We start from the raw sequence: 17,910 nt of genomic DNA, 5'->3' as shown, positions 1-17,910 counted from the left end.
TTGCGGAAGGCCCCTCGCATCCTTATCTTGCTCCTAACGGCGACGTTGAGCATTAAGCAGCTCCGGCGCTGGGACGACCATGAATAGTTTGGCTGCGCCGGATGTACGCGCGCCCTCTGTTCGTGGTCGTTGGCATTTTGGGGGCCTTTTTGGCCCGTTTTCCCCACCTGAAACCCGGTCCCGCGTCCCTGCTTTGGCGGCGGCTTCGATTGCTGGTGGCGCCATTGGTAGTGCTGGCGGCGCCTTGGCATCCCCAGCGGCTGCGGATATACGCTGGCCCCATGAATCAAGCCATCAAACCGGGCCCCGAAAACCCGTCGCAGGCCGCCGGTTTGCCCCAGCTTTCGGTCGTCGTCCCTACCTTTAACGAGCGCGACAACGTCACCGTCCTCTACCGGCGGCTGGACGCGACCCTCAAGGACATCGCCTGGGAAGTCGTGTTCGTCGACGACAATTCCCCTGACGGCACCTGGGAAGTGGTGCGCGGCCTGGCGCAGAAGGATCCCCGCGTCCGCTGTATCCGCCGGATCGGGCGGCGCGGCCTGTCGGGGGCCTGCATCGAGGGCATTCTCGCCGCCAGCGCGCCCTATGCGGCCGTCATCGACGCCGATCTGCAGCACGACGAGACCCAGCTGCCGAAGATGGTGGGCCTCTTGCAACGTGGCGAGGCCGAACTCGTCGTCGGCAGCCGCTATGTCGAGGGCGGCAGCGCCGACAGTTTCAACAAGGGACGCGCCGGCATCAGCGCGCTTGCAACCGAAGTTGCAAGGCGCGTGCTCAAGGTCGAGATCGCCGATCCCATGAGCGGCTTCTTCATGATCCGCCGCGACCGCTTCGAGCAGCTGGCGCCGCAGCTTTCGACGCAAGGCTTCAAGATCCTGCTCGACATCGTAGCTTCCGCGCAAGGCAAGCTGCGCACGGTCGAGGTTCCCTTCACCTTCGGCTCGCGCCAGCACGGCGAGAGCAAGCTCGATTCGATGGTGGCGCTGGATTTCCTGGGTCTGGTGCTGGCCAAGTTCACTCACGACGTGGTCTCGCTGCGCTTTCTGTTGTTTGCGATGGTCGGCTCGATCGGCCTCATCGTGCATCTCGCGGCGCTGTTCATCGCGAACCAACTCTTCAACATGCCGTTCGCGGAGTCGCAGGCCGTCGGCGCGCTGGTGGCGATGACCAGCAATTTCATCCTGAACAATTTTCTCACCTATCGCGATCAACGCCTGAAGGGTTTTGCCATCCTGCGCGGCCTGCTGCTGTTTTACCTCGTCTGCAGCGTCGGCCTGTTCGCCAATGTCGGCGTCGCGTTCTCGGTCTACGACCAGGAGCCGATCTGGTGGCTGGCGGGAGCGGCGGGCGCGCTGATGGGCGTGGTCTGGAACTACGCGATGTCCGGACTGTTCGTCTGGCGCAAGCGATGATCCAAAAATGAATCCGAACGAGGCGCGGCTTGTCCTCAACACGGTTCTGACGATCCTGGCGCTGGTGGTGGTACGGCTGGTAGCCGCCGCCTACACGCCGATCACCTTCGACGAAGCCTATTACTGGATGTGGTCGAAGAATCTGGCCGGCGGCTATTACGACCATCCGCCGATGGTGGCGTTCGTGATCCGCCTCGGCACCATGATTGCGGGCGACACCGAACTCGGCGTCCGTCTGGTCTCGATCCTCTTGGCATTGCCGATGAGTTGGGCGGTGTACCAGACCGCCGCCGTGCTGTTCGGCGGCAGGCGGGTGGCGACGACGTCGGCGATCCTGCTCAACGTCACGCTGATGGCCGCGGTCGGCACCATGATCGTCACGCCGGACGCGCCGCTCCTGGTAGCCTCGAGCTTCGTGCTGTTTTCGCTGGCCAAGGTGCTCGAGACCGGACGCGGTGCGTGGTGGCTGGCGGTCGGTCTCGCCACGGGCGCTGCGCTGTTGTCAAAATACACCGCGCTGTTCTTCGGCCCCGCGATCCTGATCTGGCTGGTGGTGGTTCCGAAACTGCGGCGCTGGCTGATCTCGCCATGGGCCTATCTCGGTGGCCTCGTCGCGTTCCTGATGTTTTCGCCGGTCATTCTGTGGAACGCCGATCATCATTGGGTGTCTTTCATCAAGCAGATGGGCCGGGCTCGGATCGAAGATTTCAAGCCGGCCTTCATCGCCGAGCTGATTCCGACCCAGATCGCGTTCGCAACGCCGCTGGTATGGATTCTCGGCGCGATGGGTCTCTATGCGTTGTTTCAGCGTCGCGCCGGCGCGTTGCCGGCGCGCGTGCTGGTCAGCACCATGTTCTGGACCATCGTCGCCTATTTCGTCTGGCATTCGCTGCACGCCCGCGTCGAGGCCAACTGGTTCGCACCGGTCTACCCGGCGTTTGTGGTCGCGGCGGCCTATGCAGCCCATCTGGTGCCATGGGAAAAGCGTGAGCAGCGCACCGTCAATTTCTGCCTGCGCTGGGCGGCGCCGACAGGCATCGTAATGTTTGCCATCCTGATCGTGCAGGCCAACACCGGCATGCTCTCGGGTTATCGCCGCGACGCCACGGTGCGCAGCGTCGGCGTCGGCTGGCGCGAAATCGCAGGCGAGATCGAGGCGGTGCGGGCGCGCGCGGGCGCATCCTGCGTGCTCGCGCCGGATTACGGCACCACCGGCTGGCTCGCGTTCTATCTGCCGAAGGGAACCTGCGTTGCTCAGCAAGGTCAGCGCATCCGGTGGGTCAACATGCCCGAGCCGACGGCGGCGCAGCTCGGCGGCAGGCAGCTGTATGTTCGCGAGGCCTTGCCCGGCGATCATCCGTTGAAGGACGAATTTGCCCGCGTCGAGAAGGTCGGTGAGGTCACGCGCAAGCGCGGTCCGCTTGTCGTCGAGACCTACGAACTCGATCTGCTGGAGGGACCGAAGGGGAAAGTGCTCGACGGTTCCCCGCCGCCGGAACTGGCGCTGGAAAACAGTATTTTGCCGGCTTGGTTGCGCCGAAAATAGTCCGATGGTCATGTCGGAATGGCCGCATTGGGATCGTCTTGTAGGGAACCCAGCACGCCGTCCAATCGTGAGGTCATGCCCATGTCCGGTTCCAGCCTGAAGCCCGCCGCTGAACTCGCCCGCGGCAATACCGCGCGCATTCCCAATGAAAGCGCCGAATATCGCCGTGCCCGCGAGCAATTGCTCGCTGAGGAAATCGAACTCCGTCGCCACATCGAGCGCGTCGCCGAAATGCGCCGCGCATTGCCGCCCGGCGGTGAGGTGACGAAGACCTATTCGTTCGTAGGCGAAGGCGGCAAAGCCACGCTGCCTGATCTGTTCGGCAACAAGCAGACGCTCGTGATCTACAGTTACATGTTCGGGCCGCAACGCGATCAGCCGTGTCCGATGTGCACGTCGTTCATGGCCACGTGGGCAGCCAAGCTGCAAGATGTCGAGCAACGCATCGCGTTTGTGTTCGTCGCGCGCTCGCCGATCGCGCGATTGATCGAAGCGAAGAAGGCGCGCGGCTGGACACAGCACAGGATCTATTCCGATCCGTCTGGCGATTACACCCGCGATTACGTCAGCGCCGCGGATGCCGATATGCCCGGCTATAACGTGTTCACGCGCCGCGACGGTTCGATCCGTCATTTCTTGTCCGGCGAAATGGGGCAGGGTACCGCCGACCCCGGCCAGGATCCGCGTGGGGCACCCGACCTCGATCCGCTGTGGGCCCTTTTGGACACCACGCCTGAAGGCCGCGACAAGGACTGGTATCCGAGCTTGAGCTATTAGAGCGTTTCCAGCGAAGTGGACACCGGTTCGCGTGAAGAAAACGCGTCAAAACAAGAATCTAGAGCCGCGTTCCGATTCCATCGGAACGGAAAAGGCTCTAGCTCCTCGGGCAGGACCGGCGATGGACGGGCGTCGGATTTGCATCCGTGGCGTGCAAGACTATTTACAATTCCGGAATTTGCTGTATCTGGACGCGCACTTCTGCCGATCTCACGGGAAGACGATGCAACATCGAGCCACCTATCCGACGCGTTATGCAGGCCTGCAGGTCGTCCGGCGCGGTCGCGTTGTCGCGCGTGCGCATAGTGTGTCCTCGAAAATTGAACCGTCCAATCGGAACGAACTACTAGTGTGAGAGGCAGCGGGATTTTCCCTCTGCCGCACAGGCAGAGAGAAGAGATCCCGCAAATTGTCCGCCGCGGCAAATTGCACTTCGCAACCCCTCCCTGCCTGCAAAGCCAAACCGGTCTGTGTCGTTTCAGACATAGACCTTCCGATGGAGTCTCGATTGGGCCTCCAATACGATATGAATTGCAGGGAAGGAGGATCCGATGCGATCCGATCCGTTTCAAGAGCGCGCCAGGGCCATGGCGATCGAAGCCGGGCTTGACCCCGACGCCAAGATTGATCGTCCCGGTCAGCGGCCGATGCCGCTCTTGGTGCACGTTCCGCGATGCCGCGCGCAAGGAAAAGCTTGCGCGTGACGCGGCGGCTGTTGGTGCCGACATCGCGACCAAGCCGCAGGCTGCGCAATACCAGAACAGCCCACTCAAGATCTTCGGCCAGCACGAGGACGCCACGATCGCGCAGATGCGCAATTGCATGGCGGTCGGCAACGCCGTGGCCGGCGTGATCTGTGCGGACGGTCATCTGGGATATGCCCAGCCGGTCGGCGGCGTGATCGCCTATGAGAAGCAGATCAGCATCTCCGGCGTCGGCTTCGACATCGGCTGCGGCAACATGGCGGTGCGTCTCGATACGCCGTTCAGCCGGATCGAAAGCAATGTCGGCACCATCATCAAGGACGTGCACAGGGCGATTTCGTTTGGCGTCGGGCGGACCAACGAGGAGCGCGTCGAGCACGAGCTGTTCGACGACGGCGATGCCTGGCGAGAATCCGACATGGGCGCGTATCGGCAAAAGGCCGTGTCGCAGCTCGGCACCGTCGGATCGGGCAACCACTATGTCGACCTGATGCGCGACGAGACCGGACTTGTCTGGATCGGCGTTCACTTCGGCAGCCGCGGTCTCGGCCACACCAGTGCCACCCGCTACCTCAAGGCTGCGGGCGGCAAGGACGGCATGAATGTGCCGCCGGCGGTCATCGACGAGGACAGCGAGATCGGGCGACGCTACATCGCGGCCATGCAACTGGCCGGCCGCTATTCCTATGCCGGCCGGGAGTGGGTGATTGAGCGCGTGCGCAAGATCATCGGCGGCAACGTCACCGACATGGTTCATAACCATCACAATTATGCCTGGCGCGAAAATCACGCGGGTAAGGATTTGTGGGTTGTGCGCAAGGGCGCGACGCCGGCCTTTCCGGGACAGCGCGGCTTCATCGGCGGATCGATGGGAGATGACGCCGTTATCGTCGAAGGCGTCGACAGCCCCGAGGCGAAGGCGTCGCTCTACTCGACGGTTCACGGCGCGGGCCGGATGTTCGGCCGCAGGGAGGCCAAGCGCAGGTTCACGCGCGTCGAGATGGATGCGTGGCTGCAGTCGCGCGGCGTGACGTTGATCGGCGCCGATCTCGACGAAAGCCCGATGGCCTATCGAAGGCTGCCCGAGGTGCTTGCCGAGCATGCCTGCTCGATCAAGGTGCAGCACACGCTGCGTCCGTTCGCCGTCGTCATGGCGGGCGAGAACGAATTCGATCCGTTCAAGGATTGATTGCCAAAATGGGACACCCGGCCAACGGCCGGATGTCCCGATTCCACGGAAACCCCGCATGTTTACGGGCTGATTTGCGCATGACTTCCAATGATTTGCGCATGCCTTAGATCTGCCCGCGTTTAATCTGCATTTAACTAAAACTCGCCTTAATGACGCTCCGTGTCTTTGCGAGATGCTGCCCGGGAACTTTTGGGGCGCGGCATCAAGCAGGGACCTAGTAGAGTTGTTCTGGACGCAAGGCGAATGAGTGCGAGTACCGGTGCGTTTGGCCTTGCGGCCCACAACCGCAAGAGATCTTCCCGGAAAGTCATTCCTCAGCATTTCCTCGGCGGCGTCGCGATCGCAGCCGTGGTGCTGGGCTGTGCCTGGACCGTTTACAGCAATATTTTCGCCTCCAGCGTCTATCCCTCGATCAACAGCGCGGCGTTCGATCCGCCGGTCGTCAAAAGCTCCACGATTGTCGCGTCGCGTCCGGCGCGGCCCGCCTTCAACGAGGTGTTCGCGTCGCTGCCCCAGTCGGCCCCGAAAATTTCCGCGCCCGCGACCGTCGCTCCTTCGATTATGTTTAACGAAAGGTTTGCAGCCTCGGCGCCGCAAGGCGAGGCATCCAGGGCGATCGCAACCACCCAAGTGGCGGAGGTCTCGCCGCCGGTCGATGTGAAGAAGACTGAAGCGCCGAGACTTGCGGAAGCGCCGAAGTCGAAGGAAGCCCCTTCGCAGGCGCCGACTCAGGTCGCCTTGAACGTTCCGGCCCCGGCGCCAAAGCAGGCTGAAGCCAAACCTGCCGCCAAGGAATCCGGGGCTTCGGTCCGCGACATGGCGCAGCGCGCCAAGGCGGCGGTGATGTCGATTGCGTCCAACGACAAGCCGAGCATGGTCGAGAAATTGTGGGGCAAGCAGCCCGCGCATGGCGGGCTGTTGTCCTACGCTTCCGCCGACGCCAGCGTCACCGGAAGCATTCCCGATACCCGTTCGCAGAATCCGATGCTGGGTGGATCGCCGCCCTACGACAAACAGACCGCAGTCTACGACATTTCGGCGAAGATGGTCTATCTGCCCGACGGCACCAGGCTGGAAGCGCATTCAGGCCTCGGCGCCAAGATGGACGATGTGCGCTATGCGCATGTGCGGATGCAGGGCGTGACGCCGCCGCATATCTATGACCTGAAGCCACGCGAGGCGCTGTTCCACGGCGTGCCGGCGCTGCGACTGACGCCGATCGGCGGGCAGGACAAGATCTTCAACCGTGACGGCCTGCTGGCGCATACCTACATGCTCGGCGCCCGCGGCGATTCCAATGGCTGCGTTTCCTTCAAGGACTATTACGCCTTCCTGAACGCGTACCGGAACCAGGGCATCCGGCGTCTAGCGGTGCTGGCCAGGATTCAGTGACGTCGCTCGTCGTCTCTGCAACGCAGGGACCCATACGCCGCAGCGATCATTGTTGCAGAAGGTTCTGACACTAGCGTCCGATCGGCCGCGGCGTATGCATCTCCGGGTTCGCCCTTAGGCCCACCGAAGAATGTGATCTTCGTAACAGTGCGACCGCCGCCGATAAGTCATCGTTCCTATCGCCGAGGCACTGGTGCATCGGTATCAACCAACCCAAGGTAGGAGACGTAACTATGGATGAAATCGAAATCGCTGCGTCGGATACCGTGACTGATGCGGAACTCGATGAGGTCAATGGCGGCTTTATCTTCATATTGGTGGGTGCGGCGGCGTTCAGCACCGGCTTTTTCGCCGGGTACGGGGCGGTCAGATTTGCACAGGACATGTCGAAATAACGCAGTCCGTCTGAAAGAAACGAGCGGAGGCCCCGTCGCAGTAGCGCGGGGCTTTCTGCACCCATTGTCATCCGGGCCACAACGTAAGAGAGGTTCATCCCTGCGATGTGCAGCCTCCTTAGGCTGTATGTCGAAGTGAACTTCCATGATGCTTGAAGAATAGATCAAGCTTTACAGGTTCGCCGGTATCTCGCCAGAACAGTTTTCGATTAAGGCTGGCCGCCACCGCGAGGCGGTGGTGGCCGCCGATCAGAATATGGTCGTCCGTCGTTTTGGCGATGATGTCTCCGTCTTCGTCCACGATGATTTTCATGTGCCGCCTCCAATCCAAGGCCGCCGATCAGCGCCGCCGCGAAGGTGCGCATTCTATCTAACCTCGTACGGGCTCCGCGTGTTCCAACTGAAGATCACTGTTTTGGGATAACAGGCGCCACAGGTCCCCGCACAAAGTCGCGCCCTCCACGGAACCCTCCTTCCGATTGCGGACGACCGCCATCGTTCGACGGTCCCGTGCCAACAGTTGCATCATCGCGAGGGCATCAGCGTCGCGGCGCGGGCAGGCGAGCGGATGGCATCACGTCATCGAAGTGCGGTGAATGGGCACGTTGGTTCGTTGAATGTCTGTGACGGGGAGTCACAATGCATCAGAAATTTGAAAAACGCGCTTGCAACTGAAAGATGTTTCGTTTATTAGCCCGCTCCTTCGCTAGGCCATGGGTTCGGGCTCTCTGAGATCCCGACTGGCGCGAGCCGGTGTCCGGTTTCGTGTTCCGCCGAATGAAGACGCGAGGTGTAGCTCATGGAGAGCGTCGGGGTGATACCCGAAGGCATCGGTTCGATTCCGGTCTCTTGCACAACCGAAGGATAGCTCAGTGGTAGAGCAGATGACTGCTAATCATCGTGACGCGGGTTCGAATCCCGTTCCAACGCTCCGGTTCAGTTTAAAAAACTGAATTCCCATTGAAGGGGACCGGACGCGCGCTTCAGTCGCAGTCCGGCCGCATTGCCGCAAGGCTCTTCGTCCGAACCTAGACACTGTACGAACGGCTCTGCGCCGCGGTGGATACCGCTTGCGCTGACGCCGGGAAAACCGTTCGAACGCCCGACATTTGTCGGGCGATTGCGCGCGTGCGCCCGTCGTCATGCAAGCTCAAACCACGGCCCGCCGGACTTACAGGAAGCGCCGTTCGGTCCTCAGTTCCTTCTCGACGAAACCAGCTTTCCGACCTATGGCCGGAAAGCCAATGATGGAGGCGTGCCATGAACTGGCATTTCCTGATGACGCATGTGACGGTGAAGGATGGTGAGCGCGCGCTGCTGACGCGGAACGGCAGGCTCGAGCGCGTGCTTGGTCCCGGCCGGCATCGGCTGTTTGATCCGCGCAACGAACTGACGACAGAGGTATTCAAGGTGGTTCGCGCCGAATTTCCGGTGGAGCGTTACCTGGTGCTGAAGGCTGCGCGGCCCGATCTTGCGGCCGAGCTGTTCGAGGTGGTCGAGACCAAGGCGGATGAGGTTGCCATCGTCAACCTCGACGGCCGTCCGATGCAGCTGATGACGCCCTGGCAGGCGCGCGTCTACTGGAAGGTCGCGACATCGGTCGATGTCGAACGCATCGACCTGACCGGCGATGTCAGGGTGACGGCGCGTCATCTGGCGATGATCGACCGTAACCGTTCGGCCGTCGTGACGGAGGCGGTGGTCGAGAACCACGAAGCCGGCCTGCTCTATGTCGAGGGCCGGCTGGTGGAGCGGCTCGCGCCCGGCCGGCACGCGTTCTGGATCGTCGGCCGCAAGATCGAGGTCAAGCGTCTCGATCTGCGGCCCCAGGCGGTCGAGATCACCGCGCAGGAAATGCTGACCAGGGACCGCATCGCGCTGCGGGTGACCTTGACGGCGTTCCGCCGGATCGTCGATCCCGAGCGGGCCGTAGCTTCGGTGCCGGACGTGGATGCGTGGCTGTACCGGCTGGTGCAGTTCGCGATCCGCGAGGCGGTTGCCGGCCGCACGCTCGACGAGGTGCTGTCGGCAAAGGCAGCGCTCGATGCGGAGCTTCGGGACTATGTCCGCGAGCGTATCGTGGACAGCGGTGTCGAGGTGAACGAGCTCGGCGTGAAGGATGTGATCCTGCCCGGCGAGATCCGCGAGCTGGTGAACAAGGTGGTGGAGGCGGAGCGGGTGGCGAAGGCCAATTTGATCCGCCGGCAGGAAGAGACCGCGGCGACGCGCTCGCTTCTGAACACCGCCAAGCTGATGGAAGAGAACCCGCTGCTGCTGCGGCTCAAGGAACTGGAGTCGCTCGAGCGGCTGGTGGAGAAGGTCGGCCGTATCGACCTTCACGCCGGCGACGGGCAGGGCTTCGATGCCCTGCTCACCAAGCTGGTTCGCCTGAAGCCGGCGGAAAACGCGTAACAGGAAGGGTCGCCTACGGGCGGCCCTTCGTCTGTGAATGCGGGCTTTGGTGGAATGACGCTTGAGAGATTTCTGCCCTTCGAAAATCCGAAAAACAAAAACCCCGGCATCGCTGCCGGGGTTTTGCATTCTTTGACGTTCGCCTGGATGGATGGACTTAGAAGTCCATGCCGCCCATGCCGCCGCCCGGGGGCATGCCGCCCGCGCCGCCGCCGGCGTTCTTCTTCGGCAGTTCGGCGATCATGGCTTCGGTGGTGATCAGCAGAGCCGCAACCGAAGCTGCGTTCTGGATCGCCGCACGAACCACCTTGGTCGGGTCGATGATGCCCTTGGAGACCAGGTTGCCGTATTCGCCGGTCTGCGAGTCGAAGCCGTAGTTGTACTGGTCCTTCTCGAGGATCTTGCCGACGATGACCGAGCCGTCTTCACCAGCGTTGATCGCGATCTGGCGGGCCGGCGCGGACAGCGCCTTGCGCACGATCTCGACGCCGGTCTTCTGGTCGTCGTTCGCGGTCTTGATGCGCTTGAGCTGCTCGGAGGCGCGCAGCAGGGCGACGCCGCCGCCCGGGACGATGCCTTCTTCAACCGCCGCACGGGTCGCATGCATCGCGTCATCCACGCGATCCTTGCGCTCCTTGACTTCGACTTCGGTCGCGCCGCCGACGCGGATCACCGCGACGCCGCCTGCGAGCTTGGCCAGACGCTCCTGCAGCTTCTCACGGTCGTAGTCCGAGGTGGTTTCCTCGATCTGCGCCTTGATCTGCTGCACGCGTGCCTCGATGTCGGCCTTCTTGCCGGCGCCGTTGACGATGGTGGTGTTTTCCTTGTCGATCATCACCTTCTTGGCGCGACCGAGCATCTGCAGCGTGACGTTCTCGAGCTTGATGCCGAGATCTTCCGAGATCGCCTGACCACCGGTCAGAACGGCGATGTCCTGCAGCATGGCCTTGCGGCGATCGCCGAAGCCCGGAGCCTTGACGGCAGCGACCTTGAGGCCGCCACGCAGACGGTTGACGACGAGGGTAGCGAGAGCTTCGCCTTCGACGTCTTCCGCGACGATGACCAGCGGCTTGCCGGTCTGCACCACGGCTTCGAGCAGCGGCAGCAGCTCGTTCAGCGAGGAGAGCTTCTTCTCGTTGATCAGGATGTAGGCGTCGTCCATTTCAACGCGCATCTTGTCGGCGTTGGTGACGAAGTAGGGCGAGATGTAGCCGCGGTCGAACTGCATGCCTTCGACGACGTCGAGTTCGGTTTCGAGTGACTTGGCTTCTTCAACCGTGATGACGCCCTCGTTGCCGACCTTCTTCATCGCGTCGGCGAGGAACTTGCCGATTTCGGCGTCGCCGTTGGCGGAGATGGTGCCGACCTGGGCGATTTCCTCGTTCGAGGTGACCTTCTTGGAGTTCTTGACGAGGTCGGCGACCACGGCTTCCACCGCCAGGTCGATACCGCGCTTCAGATCCATCGGGTTCATGCCGGCGGCAACCGACTTGGCGCCTTCACGGACGATCGCAGCGGCGAGAACCGTTGCGGTGGTGGTGCCGTCGCCGGCCGCATCAGCGGACTTGGAAGCGACTTCGCGCACCATCTGCGCGCCCATGTTCTCGAACTTGTCTTCGAGTTCGATTTCCTTGGCGACGGTGACGCCGTCCTTGGTGATGCGGGGAGCGCCGAACGACTTGTCGAGCACGACGTTGCGGCCCTTGGGGCCGAGCGTGACCTTTACGGCGTTGGCGAGAATGTCGACGCCGCGCAGCATGCGGTCGCGGGCATCAACGCCGAATTTGACTTCTTTAGCTGACATATTTGATTTCCCTGAGTTGAACTTGGTGTCTCACCCTTGTCGGGGAGCGCCGCGCAGGCGCTCCTCAGGGGTGAGCGTGTGCGGGTTTGGCTTAGGCGGCCTTCTTCTTGGTCGCGGGAACGTCGGTGAGGACGCCCATGATGTCGCTTTCCTTCATGATCAGCAGTTCCTGGCCGTCGAGCTTGACCTCGGTGCCGGACCACTTGCCGAACAGGACGCGGTCGCCGACCTTGAGGTCGATCGGGATCAGCTTGCCAGCTTCGTCACGGCCACCAGGGCCGACGGCGGTGATTTCGCCCTGGGAGGGCTTTTCCTTGGCACTGTCCGGAATGATGATGCCGCCAGCAGTCTTCTCTTCGGCGTCGATGCGCTTGACCACGACGCGGTCGTGAAGCGGACGGAATTTCATGCAGTCCTCCTAAGTTTTTGCAACTGTTGTCGAATTCTGGGATTTTGGCAGTCCGAGCAGGCGAGTGCTAGCTCGGCTGCGGCTGATTTAAGCCAGTCTTGTTCGGGGGACAAGGGCTTCTAGCAGAAAAATTGGCACTCAAATATGACGCCTGCCAATTTCATTCATCATGATTAATCAGGGTAAACGGCTTGCGACCCCGTATTAGCAGGTGCGGTAAGCTGCTGCTAACGCATGAATTTTCAACAGATCATTAAACATTTAGGCTTGTGATGGGTTGGTATCGTGCGTCACATTTCTCTCATGTGAGCGCATCTCCGCCGGGGTGGCTCGGTGTGGCCACCCACGTGAAATGCGCTTCCTACAATGGAGGTTGGCATGGTCTCGCGGGTTGGGGTTGTTTCCGACGATTTCCGGAAGCAGGTGCTGGGTTATGGGCTGACGACGGCGGAAATTCTCTATCGGTTGCCGGATCATCCCTCGCTGCTGCAAACCTACGTCTGGCAGAACTACGATCTGTTTCCGAAATTTCCGGCGCTGAAAGATTTTCTCGCCTTCTGGCAGGAAAAGCTCGACGGCCCGCTGTACTCGGTCACGGTTGCGCATTCCAAGCTGATCAAGCCGGCCGAGCTTCGCGCCGTGGACGGCGTGTTCAGGCTGCATTGAGCGGAGAGATTTGTAGGGTGGGCAAAGCGCAAGCGTGCCCACCATTCCTTGCTCGATGAAGATGGTGGGCACGGCGCAAGCGCGCCTTTGCCCACCCTACGAATTTCATTTTGTGTTAGCCTCCCGCCATCAAACAAACGGGAGGGCACTAATGGCCAAACAAAAAGCGACATCGAAAGCCGCAGCCAAAACCGCGGTGAAGAAGAAATGGACGGGCCTCGGCACGGCAGCCAAATCCTCAGCCCGCAAGACCATCGCATCAAAAGGCCGCGGCGCCACGGCCAAATCGAAGGCGGCAGCCGAGCCAACGGCCAAGGCCGTAGCAAAGCCGAAGGCGCGGCCGAAACAGCGCATCGCCATCAGCCATCACCGTGAAGAGGATTTCAAGGCCGACGGCCTGCGCACCTATGCACAGTACCGCGATCTCGGCATTGCCGCGGCGACCCATGGCCTGGCGCAGGCGCATGTGATCCGGCTGATCGGACCCTGCAATCCGGAGGAAGTTTCAAAGCTGCATTACCACGACGTCGAATTCCAGATGGTCTATGTGCTCAAGGGCTGGGTGAAGACCTACATGGAAGGCCAGGGCGAGACCTTGATGAAGGAGGGCGGCTGCTGGACCCAGCCGCCGCGCATCCGGCACCTGATCCTGGACTATTCCGACGACGTCGAATTGCTGGAAGTGATTTTGCCGGCGGAGTTCAAGACGGTGGAGTTATCGTCGTAAATCCGCGCGAGCGCGAATGTTAGTGTTCGTCATGGCCGGGCTTGTAGTCCCGGCCATCTACGTCTTGTCTCACCCAAAGGAAGTAAGTCGTGGATGCCCGGGGCGTAGGCGAGCGTAAGCGACGCCGTCCTTCAGACGGCTATGCCCGGGCATGACGGGGCGGCTTCGTTTCCGGCATCACAAACGCAATCAGACAAAGCCCGACGCAGGCAATGGCGGACAGGCCGAGGAAGGCCGTGCTGTGGCCGAAATGGTCGCTGACATAGCCTGCCAGGATATTGCTGCAGGAAGCGCCGATGCCGACCGCCGTCCCCACCACGCCCTGGGCGAGGTTGAAATGGCCGCTGCCGAAGGCGATGTCGGCGACGGTCAACGGGATGAGAACGCCGAACACAGCGGCGGTCACGCCGTCAAAGAATTGCACGGCCACCAGCGCGTAGGGATCGGTGACGGTTGCGAACAGCACGCCGCGGATGGCGAGCGCGGTGAAGCCGACCAGCAGCAGCGGCCGGCGGCCCCATTGCTGCGCCTTGCGGCCGACCGAGGGCGAACTCAGCGCCACGATCGCTTGCGGCAGGATGATGCACGCCGCAATCAGCACCGGAGCCCACTGGGTCGAACGCGTCGTCACGATGCCCGCCATCAAGGGCAGCATCGCGGCGTTGGCGAGCTGCAGCAACATCACGGCGCCGGCAAAGATCAGGAGCGGGCGCTGGCGCAGCAGATGCAGCACGCTGGTGGCTTCGGGGTCCGGCTTGGCGCGGACGATCGCGCCATGGGCCTGTTCCGGATCGATTTCGCGATCTTTGATCCGGGATAGCGCTATGATGGTGAAGATCACCAGAACGAAGGTGGCGAGAAACACCGAGCGGCTGGAGATGAAATAGCCGCAGGCCCCCATCAGCGCCGCGGCGACGCCGTTGCCAATTGACGCGAACCGGGCATTGCGCCCGAGCCGTTCGCCGATCGCGGTCGGTCCGACCAATCCAAGGCTGATCGCGGCGATCGCCGGGCCGAGCACGCAACTCGCCATGGCGTGCAATGTCGCCGCCGCCGCGATGACGGGAAAGATCGGCCATGCCGCATAAGCCAATGCTGCGACCCCAATCGCTGCGACCGCGAAACCAGCGACCAGCCTTTCTCTCCGGGCAGCGTCGATGATAGCGCCGCCCGGCATCTGGCCGATCAGCCCGACGATGCCGCCGATCGACAGCACCAGCCCAATCTCGACCTGGGTCCATTTCTGCGTCGTGAGGTACACCGCGACGAACGGACCAAAGCCGGTCTGGACGTCAGCGAGAAAGAAGATGAACCAGTCGAGGCCGCGCTGGCTTTGCGCCGAAGGGTGCGGCTCGGGCGATGCCGGCGGCGGTGACGTGTCGCCGCGCTCATCGATGGACGGCGCGCCCCGCGTCTCATCGGCAGGATCATCCCTGGCAGGACCCTTGGGATATGGGTTCGGGCGCGCGGACAGTGGAATTCTCCTCCTCCGTCAGTGGTCGAATTGCAGCGGCTGCAGACTGCCGGTGGCGCCAAGCACCACGATCGGCGTATCTTCCTTGTATTCGGGCGCGGCCTTGACCTGTTCCAACGTCAATTCGAGCGTCATGCTTTCCTTCTTGTTGGTAACCTGTCCGAAGTGGAGTGCGTTCCAGTCGACGACGATCTTTCGGCTGCCGACGCCGAGAAAGCCGCCGAAATCGATCACGGCGGCGCGCACGGTTCCGGAGCGATCGACGATCACGTCGACGATGCGCCCCATGTTCTCGCCGGCCGTGCTGCGGACATCGCGCCCGAGAATCCCGCGTGCGTCCGCCGCGCGGATGACCGTGACGGAAGGCGGGGGCACCGGTTCTTTCGGCGCATCCGGCGAGCTCTTTGCCGCCGGACTTGGCGTGGCGGGGGCAGGCGGGCCCTTGTCTGGTTCCTGCGCGACCGCCAGTGCGCCGAGGGATATCGCGCTCCACACCAGAACGGCTGCCGTGATCTTTTGCCCTGAACGCATGCGGTCTCCTGAAACCCTTCACGGTTGCGCAGAGGTGACGAACCGGCCAAAGCCGGTTTCGCCATCATTTCCGCCGATACGATCGCCGTCAGCGCGACAACACGATCGAGACCTGAACCCGGCCGCGCGTCCGCATCATTTCGAGCGATACGTCGTCGCCGTGACGGCGCAGGCGAAGATCGACGCTGGAATCGCCAAGCCGCAAGTCACGCAGCACGACTTCGTTCAGGAATTCCGGCAGACGCGGATTCCGCAGGCGGATTTCGCCGGCCCGCGCATCGAATTCCAGGCCCAGCGAAGCTTCCAGCAGTGTGAACGGCGTCGCGCTCGCCCATGCCTGCGGCGAGCACGCCACGGGATAGAGCGTCGGGCCAAACCGCCGCTCGCGGTGAAAGCCGCAGAACAGTTCCGGCAGCCGCCTGAGGTCCATGTAACTCGCCGCGCCGAACAACCCCTTGAACAGATGTTCGACGGAATGTTTCAGGCCATAGCGTGCAAGGCCCAGCGCGATCAGCGCGTTGTCGTGCGGCCAGATCGAGCCGTTGTGGTAGGACATCGGATTGTAGCGGGACTCGCCTGATGCCACGGTGCGAATGCCCCAGCCGGTGAAGAAGCGCGGCCGCATCAGGTCGGCGGCGACCATGCGCGCTCGGTCCTCGCCAATGATGCCCGTGAACAAGAGCTGGCCGGCATTGGATGTCCGCACCTTGCACGGCCGCTTGGCGCCATCGAGCGCGAGCGCGTAGGTGCCCATGTCAGGACACCAGAACGCCTCCTCAAAGCGCGCGGCAAGCTCCGTTGCCTCCTCATCGAGCCTGCGCGCCTGCTCCGCAAAGCCAAGCTGGCGCGCGCAACGCGCCGCCAGCCGTTTGCCGGCGAAAACGTAACCCTGAACCTCGCACAGCGCGATGTGGCCTTCGGCCAACTGGCCGTCGGCATGAAAGATCGCGTCGAAGGAATCCTTCCAGCCCTGATTGGAGAGGCCCTGGTCGGATGCGCGCTGATACTCGACAAAGCCGTCACGATCAGGGTCGCCGGGCCCGTCGATCCAGGCCAGCGCGGCCTCGATCGCAGGCCACAGCTCGCGCAGCGTGTCCTCGTCGCCGGTGCGCTCGAAATAGAATCCCGCCAGCAGCACGAACAGCGGCGTGGAATCGACGCTGCCGTAATATTGCGCGAACGGCACTTCGCGCAGCGCCGCCATTTCGCCGCCGCGCATTTCATGCAGGATCTTGCCGGGTTCGGCATCGTTCAAGGCATCAACGGCCGTGGCCTGATAGGCAGCCAGCCGTTTGAGCACGCCGCAGGCCACGCGCGGGTCGATCCACAGCATCTGCAGCGCTGATATCAGGCCGTCGCGGCCGAACGTGGTCGAATACCAGGGAATGCCGGCATAGGGATAGCGACCATGCGCGGTGTCGGTCATCAGCATGTTGAGATCGGCCATCGACTGACACAGCACCTCATTGAAGATACTGTTCGACGTTTCGACGCTGGCGGCGCCCGCGGTCGAACGGCGCATTTCGCGGCGATGCGCGAGCAGGCCATGCATGAACGGCGCCGGCCGGTGCTCCGCGGCATAGTTGCAGGTCACCGCGACGAACACCGAGGTAAGCTGCTGCGGCTCGAGCGCGAAATGATAGCTGCCGCTGTTCACCGCAAGCAGGGTCGGACGCGGGTCGAAATGCAGATTGGTCGTTCGCGCCTCGCCGTCGAGGCCGTGATATTCGAACCTGACATCGGCCGGGCTGAGCAGCTCGCTGGTGCCGGTGCCGCGGCGCGGGCGCCTGGCGCCGCGCACCTCGAACAGATCGGCGAAATCATTGTCGAACAGAAAGGTCAGGTCGATGTGTGCCGCCCGGTCGCCATGGTTCTGGACGGCGATCCGCTGATAGGCGGTGCCACGCCACAGGAAGATGGTGCGCACGATGTGGATCAGATCTTTTTGCAGGACGATCCGGTCGCCGTCATAGATGTCGGGATTGGTGAGGTCGATCGTTAGTGCGGAATTGTCGTCGCGCAGGTTGGAGCCGAGCAGCAATGGCTGGGTCTGGTTCAGCAAGAGCTCGAGCCGCGCCAGATAGCGGGTATCGGCATTGAACAATCCATCGGGTCCACCCGCCGAGGCGCCGATGTCGCCATGGCTGTCGAGGACGATGAACGTATCGTCATGCTTGAGGGTCCGGCGCGGCCGTGCCGCCTGGCCAGTCATGGGAATGTAGAACGGCGATTCCGTGATCTGCTCCGCGAGCGGAGCGTCCGCCCGTTGGACGTTGGCTTTGGTGGCCATGCGTAACCTCTGTCATGTAACTCTAGAACCTTTTCCGTTCCGATTAAATCGGAACGGGCTCCAGATCCTCGATTTGACGCATTTTCTTGACGCGAGCCGGTATCCACTTCGCTGGAAACATTCTGGCGGATACCGCTCCGCACGCTGCGACGCCGATCTGACTGCGCTCTACATTC

General features: G+C 62.5%; 15 protein-coding genes and 2 tRNA genes. 11 read left to right on the top strand and 6 right to left on the bottom strand.

Going from position 1 to position 17,910, the window contains the following annotated elements:
* Positions 1-281: 281 nt before the first annotated feature.
* From ABIE49_RS06435 to ABIE49_RS06410, 6 genes are all read left to right on the top strand, one after another.
* The gene (locus ABIE49_RS06435; protein WP_192734087.1) at positions 282-1,415 is read left to right on the top strand and encodes a glycosyltransferase family 2 protein; all 1,134 of its coding nucleotides are present in this window, start codon (positions 282-284) and stop codon (positions 1,413-1,415) included.
* A 7-nt stretch (positions 1,416-1,422) separates the two neighbouring features.
* Positions 1,423-2,961 carry a glycosyltransferase family 39 protein gene (locus ABIE49_RS06430; protein WP_192734086.1) on the top strand — a complete coding sequence of 513 codons (1,539 nt, stop codon included), beginning with the start codon at positions 1,423-1,425 and terminating at the stop codon, positions 2,959-2,961.
* Between the two features lie 81 nt (positions 2,962-3,042).
* Positions 3,043-3,738, top strand: coding sequence for a DUF899 family protein (locus ABIE49_RS06425; protein ID WP_192734085.1), 696 nt, complete (start codon positions 3,043-3,045; stop codon positions 3,736-3,738).
* Between the two features lie 606 nt (positions 3,739-4,344).
* On the top strand, positions 4,345-5,631 hold the full coding sequence (locus tag ABIE49_RS06420) for an RtcB family protein (RefSeq protein WP_354066628.1): 1,287 nt from the start codon (positions 4,345-4,347) through the stop codon (positions 5,629-5,631).
* A 246-nt stretch (positions 5,632-5,877) separates the two neighbouring features.
* Entirely contained in the window at positions 5,878-7,026 is a 1,149-nt protein-coding gene (locus tag ABIE49_RS06415) for a tlde1 domain-containing protein (RefSeq protein ID WP_192734083.1), read from the top strand.
* 233 nt (positions 7,027-7,259) lie between these two features.
* The gene (locus tag ABIE49_RS06410) at positions 7,260-7,421 is read left to right on the top strand and encodes a hypothetical protein (protein WP_192734082.1); all 162 of its coding nucleotides are present in this window, start codon (positions 7,260-7,262) and stop codon (positions 7,419-7,421) included.
* 118 nt (positions 7,422-7,539) lie between these two features.
* Here ABIE49_RS06410 and ABIE49_RS06405 read toward each other — a convergent pair whose 3' ends face one another.
* The gene (locus ABIE49_RS06405; protein ID WP_192734081.1) at positions 7,540-7,734 is read right to left on the bottom strand and encodes a hypothetical protein; all 195 of its coding nucleotides are present in this window, start codon (positions 7,732-7,734) and stop codon (positions 7,540-7,542) included.
* Positions 7,735-8,206: 472 nt separating this feature from the next.
* Between ABIE49_RS06405 and ABIE49_RS06400 the strand changes: the two genes are divergently transcribed.
* The 3 genes from ABIE49_RS06400 (at position 8,207) to ABIE49_RS06390 (ending at position 9,833) form a co-directional block, all read left to right on the top strand.
* A tRNA-Ser gene (locus tag ABIE49_RS06400) sits at positions 8,207-8,275 on the top strand.
* A gap of 8 nt (positions 8,276-8,283) precedes the next feature.
* Positions 8,284-8,347 (top strand) — tRNA-Ser (locus ABIE49_RS06395).
* Between the two features lie 334 nt (positions 8,348-8,681).
* Positions 8,682-9,833, top strand: coding sequence for a slipin family protein (locus ABIE49_RS06390; RefSeq protein ID WP_192734080.1), 1,152 nt, complete (start codon positions 8,682-8,684; stop codon positions 9,831-9,833).
* 157 nt (positions 9,834-9,990) lie between these two features.
* On the opposite strand, the gene groL is transcribed toward ABIE49_RS06390, so the two are convergent.
* A complete protein-coding gene (groL, locus tag ABIE49_RS06385; protein WP_192734079.1) occupies positions 9,991-11,637 on the bottom strand; it encodes a chaperonin GroEL in 1,647 nt (548 codons plus the stop codon).
* 91 nt (positions 11,638-11,728) lie between these two features.
* On the bottom strand, positions 11,729-12,046 hold the full coding sequence (locus tag ABIE49_RS06380) for a co-chaperone GroES (protein ID WP_027539690.1): 318 nt from the start codon (positions 12,044-12,046) through the stop codon (positions 11,729-11,731).
* Positions 12,047-12,424: 378 nt separating this feature from the next.
* Here ABIE49_RS06380 and ABIE49_RS06375 point away from each other — a divergent pair, with 378 nt between their 5' ends.
* Positions 12,425-12,712: an usg protein gene (locus tag ABIE49_RS06375; protein WP_192734078.1), complete on the top strand. Its 288-nt coding sequence runs from the start codon at positions 12,425-12,427 to the stop codon at positions 12,710-12,712.
* Between the two features lie 151 nt (positions 12,713-12,863).
* Positions 12,864-13,439 carry a cupin domain-containing protein gene (locus ABIE49_RS06370; protein ID WP_192734077.1) on the top strand — a complete coding sequence of 192 codons (576 nt, stop codon included), beginning with the start codon at positions 12,864-12,866 and terminating at the stop codon, positions 13,437-13,439.
* 139 nt (positions 13,440-13,578) lie between these two features.
* Here ABIE49_RS06370 and ABIE49_RS06365 read toward each other — a convergent pair whose 3' ends face one another.
* The 3 genes from ABIE49_RS06365 to ABIE49_RS06355 form a co-directional block, all read right to left on the bottom strand.
* On the bottom strand, positions 13,579-14,835 hold the full coding sequence (locus tag ABIE49_RS06365) for an MFS transporter (RefSeq protein ID WP_192734272.1): 1,257 nt from the start codon (positions 14,833-14,835) through the stop codon (positions 13,579-13,581).
* 96 nt (positions 14,836-14,931) lie between these two features.
* Positions 14,932-15,444 carry a PRC-barrel domain-containing protein gene (locus ABIE49_RS06360; protein WP_192734076.1) on the bottom strand — a complete coding sequence of 171 codons (513 nt, stop codon included), beginning with the start codon at positions 15,442-15,444 and terminating at the stop codon, positions 14,932-14,934.
* 88 nt (positions 15,445-15,532) lie between these two features.
* The gene (locus ABIE49_RS06355) at positions 15,533-17,734 is read right to left on the bottom strand and encodes an amylo-alpha-1,6-glucosidase (protein ID WP_192734075.1); all 2,202 of its coding nucleotides are present in this window, start codon (positions 17,732-17,734) and stop codon (positions 15,533-15,535) included.
* Positions 17,735-17,910 lie beyond the last annotated feature (176 nt).

The organism is Bradyrhizobium sp. OAE829, assembly GCF_040546575.1.
In the GTDB taxonomy this organism is placed as follows: domain Bacteria; phylum Pseudomonadota; class Alphaproteobacteria; order Rhizobiales; family Xanthobacteraceae; genus Bradyrhizobium.
Note: the sequence above shows the minus strand (reverse complement) of the source record. Positions and strands in the feature narration are given on the sequence as shown.

What these genes read in the sequence shown, in the direction of transcription:
- ABIE49_RS06360 (WP_192734076.1), bottom strand. Translation starts at nt 15,444, where the DNA reads ATGCGTTCAGGGCAAAAGATCACGGCAGCCGTTCTGGTGTGGAGCGCG.
- ABIE49_RS06375 (WP_192734078.1), top strand. Translation starts at nt 12,425, where the DNA reads ATGGTCTCGCGGGTTGGGGTTGTTTCCGACGATTTCCGGAAGCAGGTG.
- ABIE49_RS06405 (WP_192734081.1), bottom strand. Translation starts at nt 7,734, where the DNA reads ATGAAAATCATCGTGGACGAAGACGGAGACATCATCGCCAAAACGACG.
- ABIE49_RS06380 (WP_027539690.1), bottom strand. Translation starts at nt 12,046, where the DNA reads ATGAAATTCCGTCCGCTTCACGACCGCGTCGTGGTCAAGCGCATCGAC.
- ABIE49_RS06430 (WP_192734086.1), top strand. Translation starts at nt 1,423, where the DNA reads ATGAATCCGAACGAGGCGCGGCTTGTCCTCAACACGGTTCTGACGATC.
- ABIE49_RS06415 (WP_192734083.1), top strand. Translation starts at nt 5,878, where the DNA reads ATGAGTGCGAGTACCGGTGCGTTTGGCCTTGCGGCCCACAACCGCAAG.
- ABIE49_RS06425 (WP_192734085.1), top strand. Translation starts at nt 3,043, where the DNA reads ATGTCCGGTTCCAGCCTGAAGCCCGCCGCTGAACTCGCCCGCGGCAAT.
- ABIE49_RS06410 (WP_192734082.1), top strand. Translation starts at nt 7,260, where the DNA reads ATGGATGAAATCGAAATCGCTGCGTCGGATACCGTGACTGATGCGGAA.
- ABIE49_RS06355 (WP_192734075.1), bottom strand. Translation starts at nt 17,734, where the DNA reads ATGGCCACCAAAGCCAACGTCCAACGGGCGGACGCTCCGCTCGCGGAG.
- ABIE49_RS06435 (WP_192734087.1), top strand. Translation starts at nt 282, where the DNA reads ATGAATCAAGCCATCAAACCGGGCCCCGAAAACCCGTCGCAGGCCGCC.
- groL (WP_192734079.1), bottom strand. Translation starts at nt 11,637, where the DNA reads ATGTCAGCTAAAGAAGTCAAATTCGGCGTTGATGCCCGCGACCGCATG.
- ABIE49_RS06370 (WP_192734077.1), top strand. Translation starts at nt 12,864, where the DNA reads ATGGCCAAACAAAAAGCGACATCGAAAGCCGCAGCCAAAACCGCGGTG.
- ABIE49_RS06390 (WP_192734080.1), top strand. Translation starts at nt 8,682, where the DNA reads ATGAACTGGCATTTCCTGATGACGCATGTGACGGTGAAGGATGGTGAG.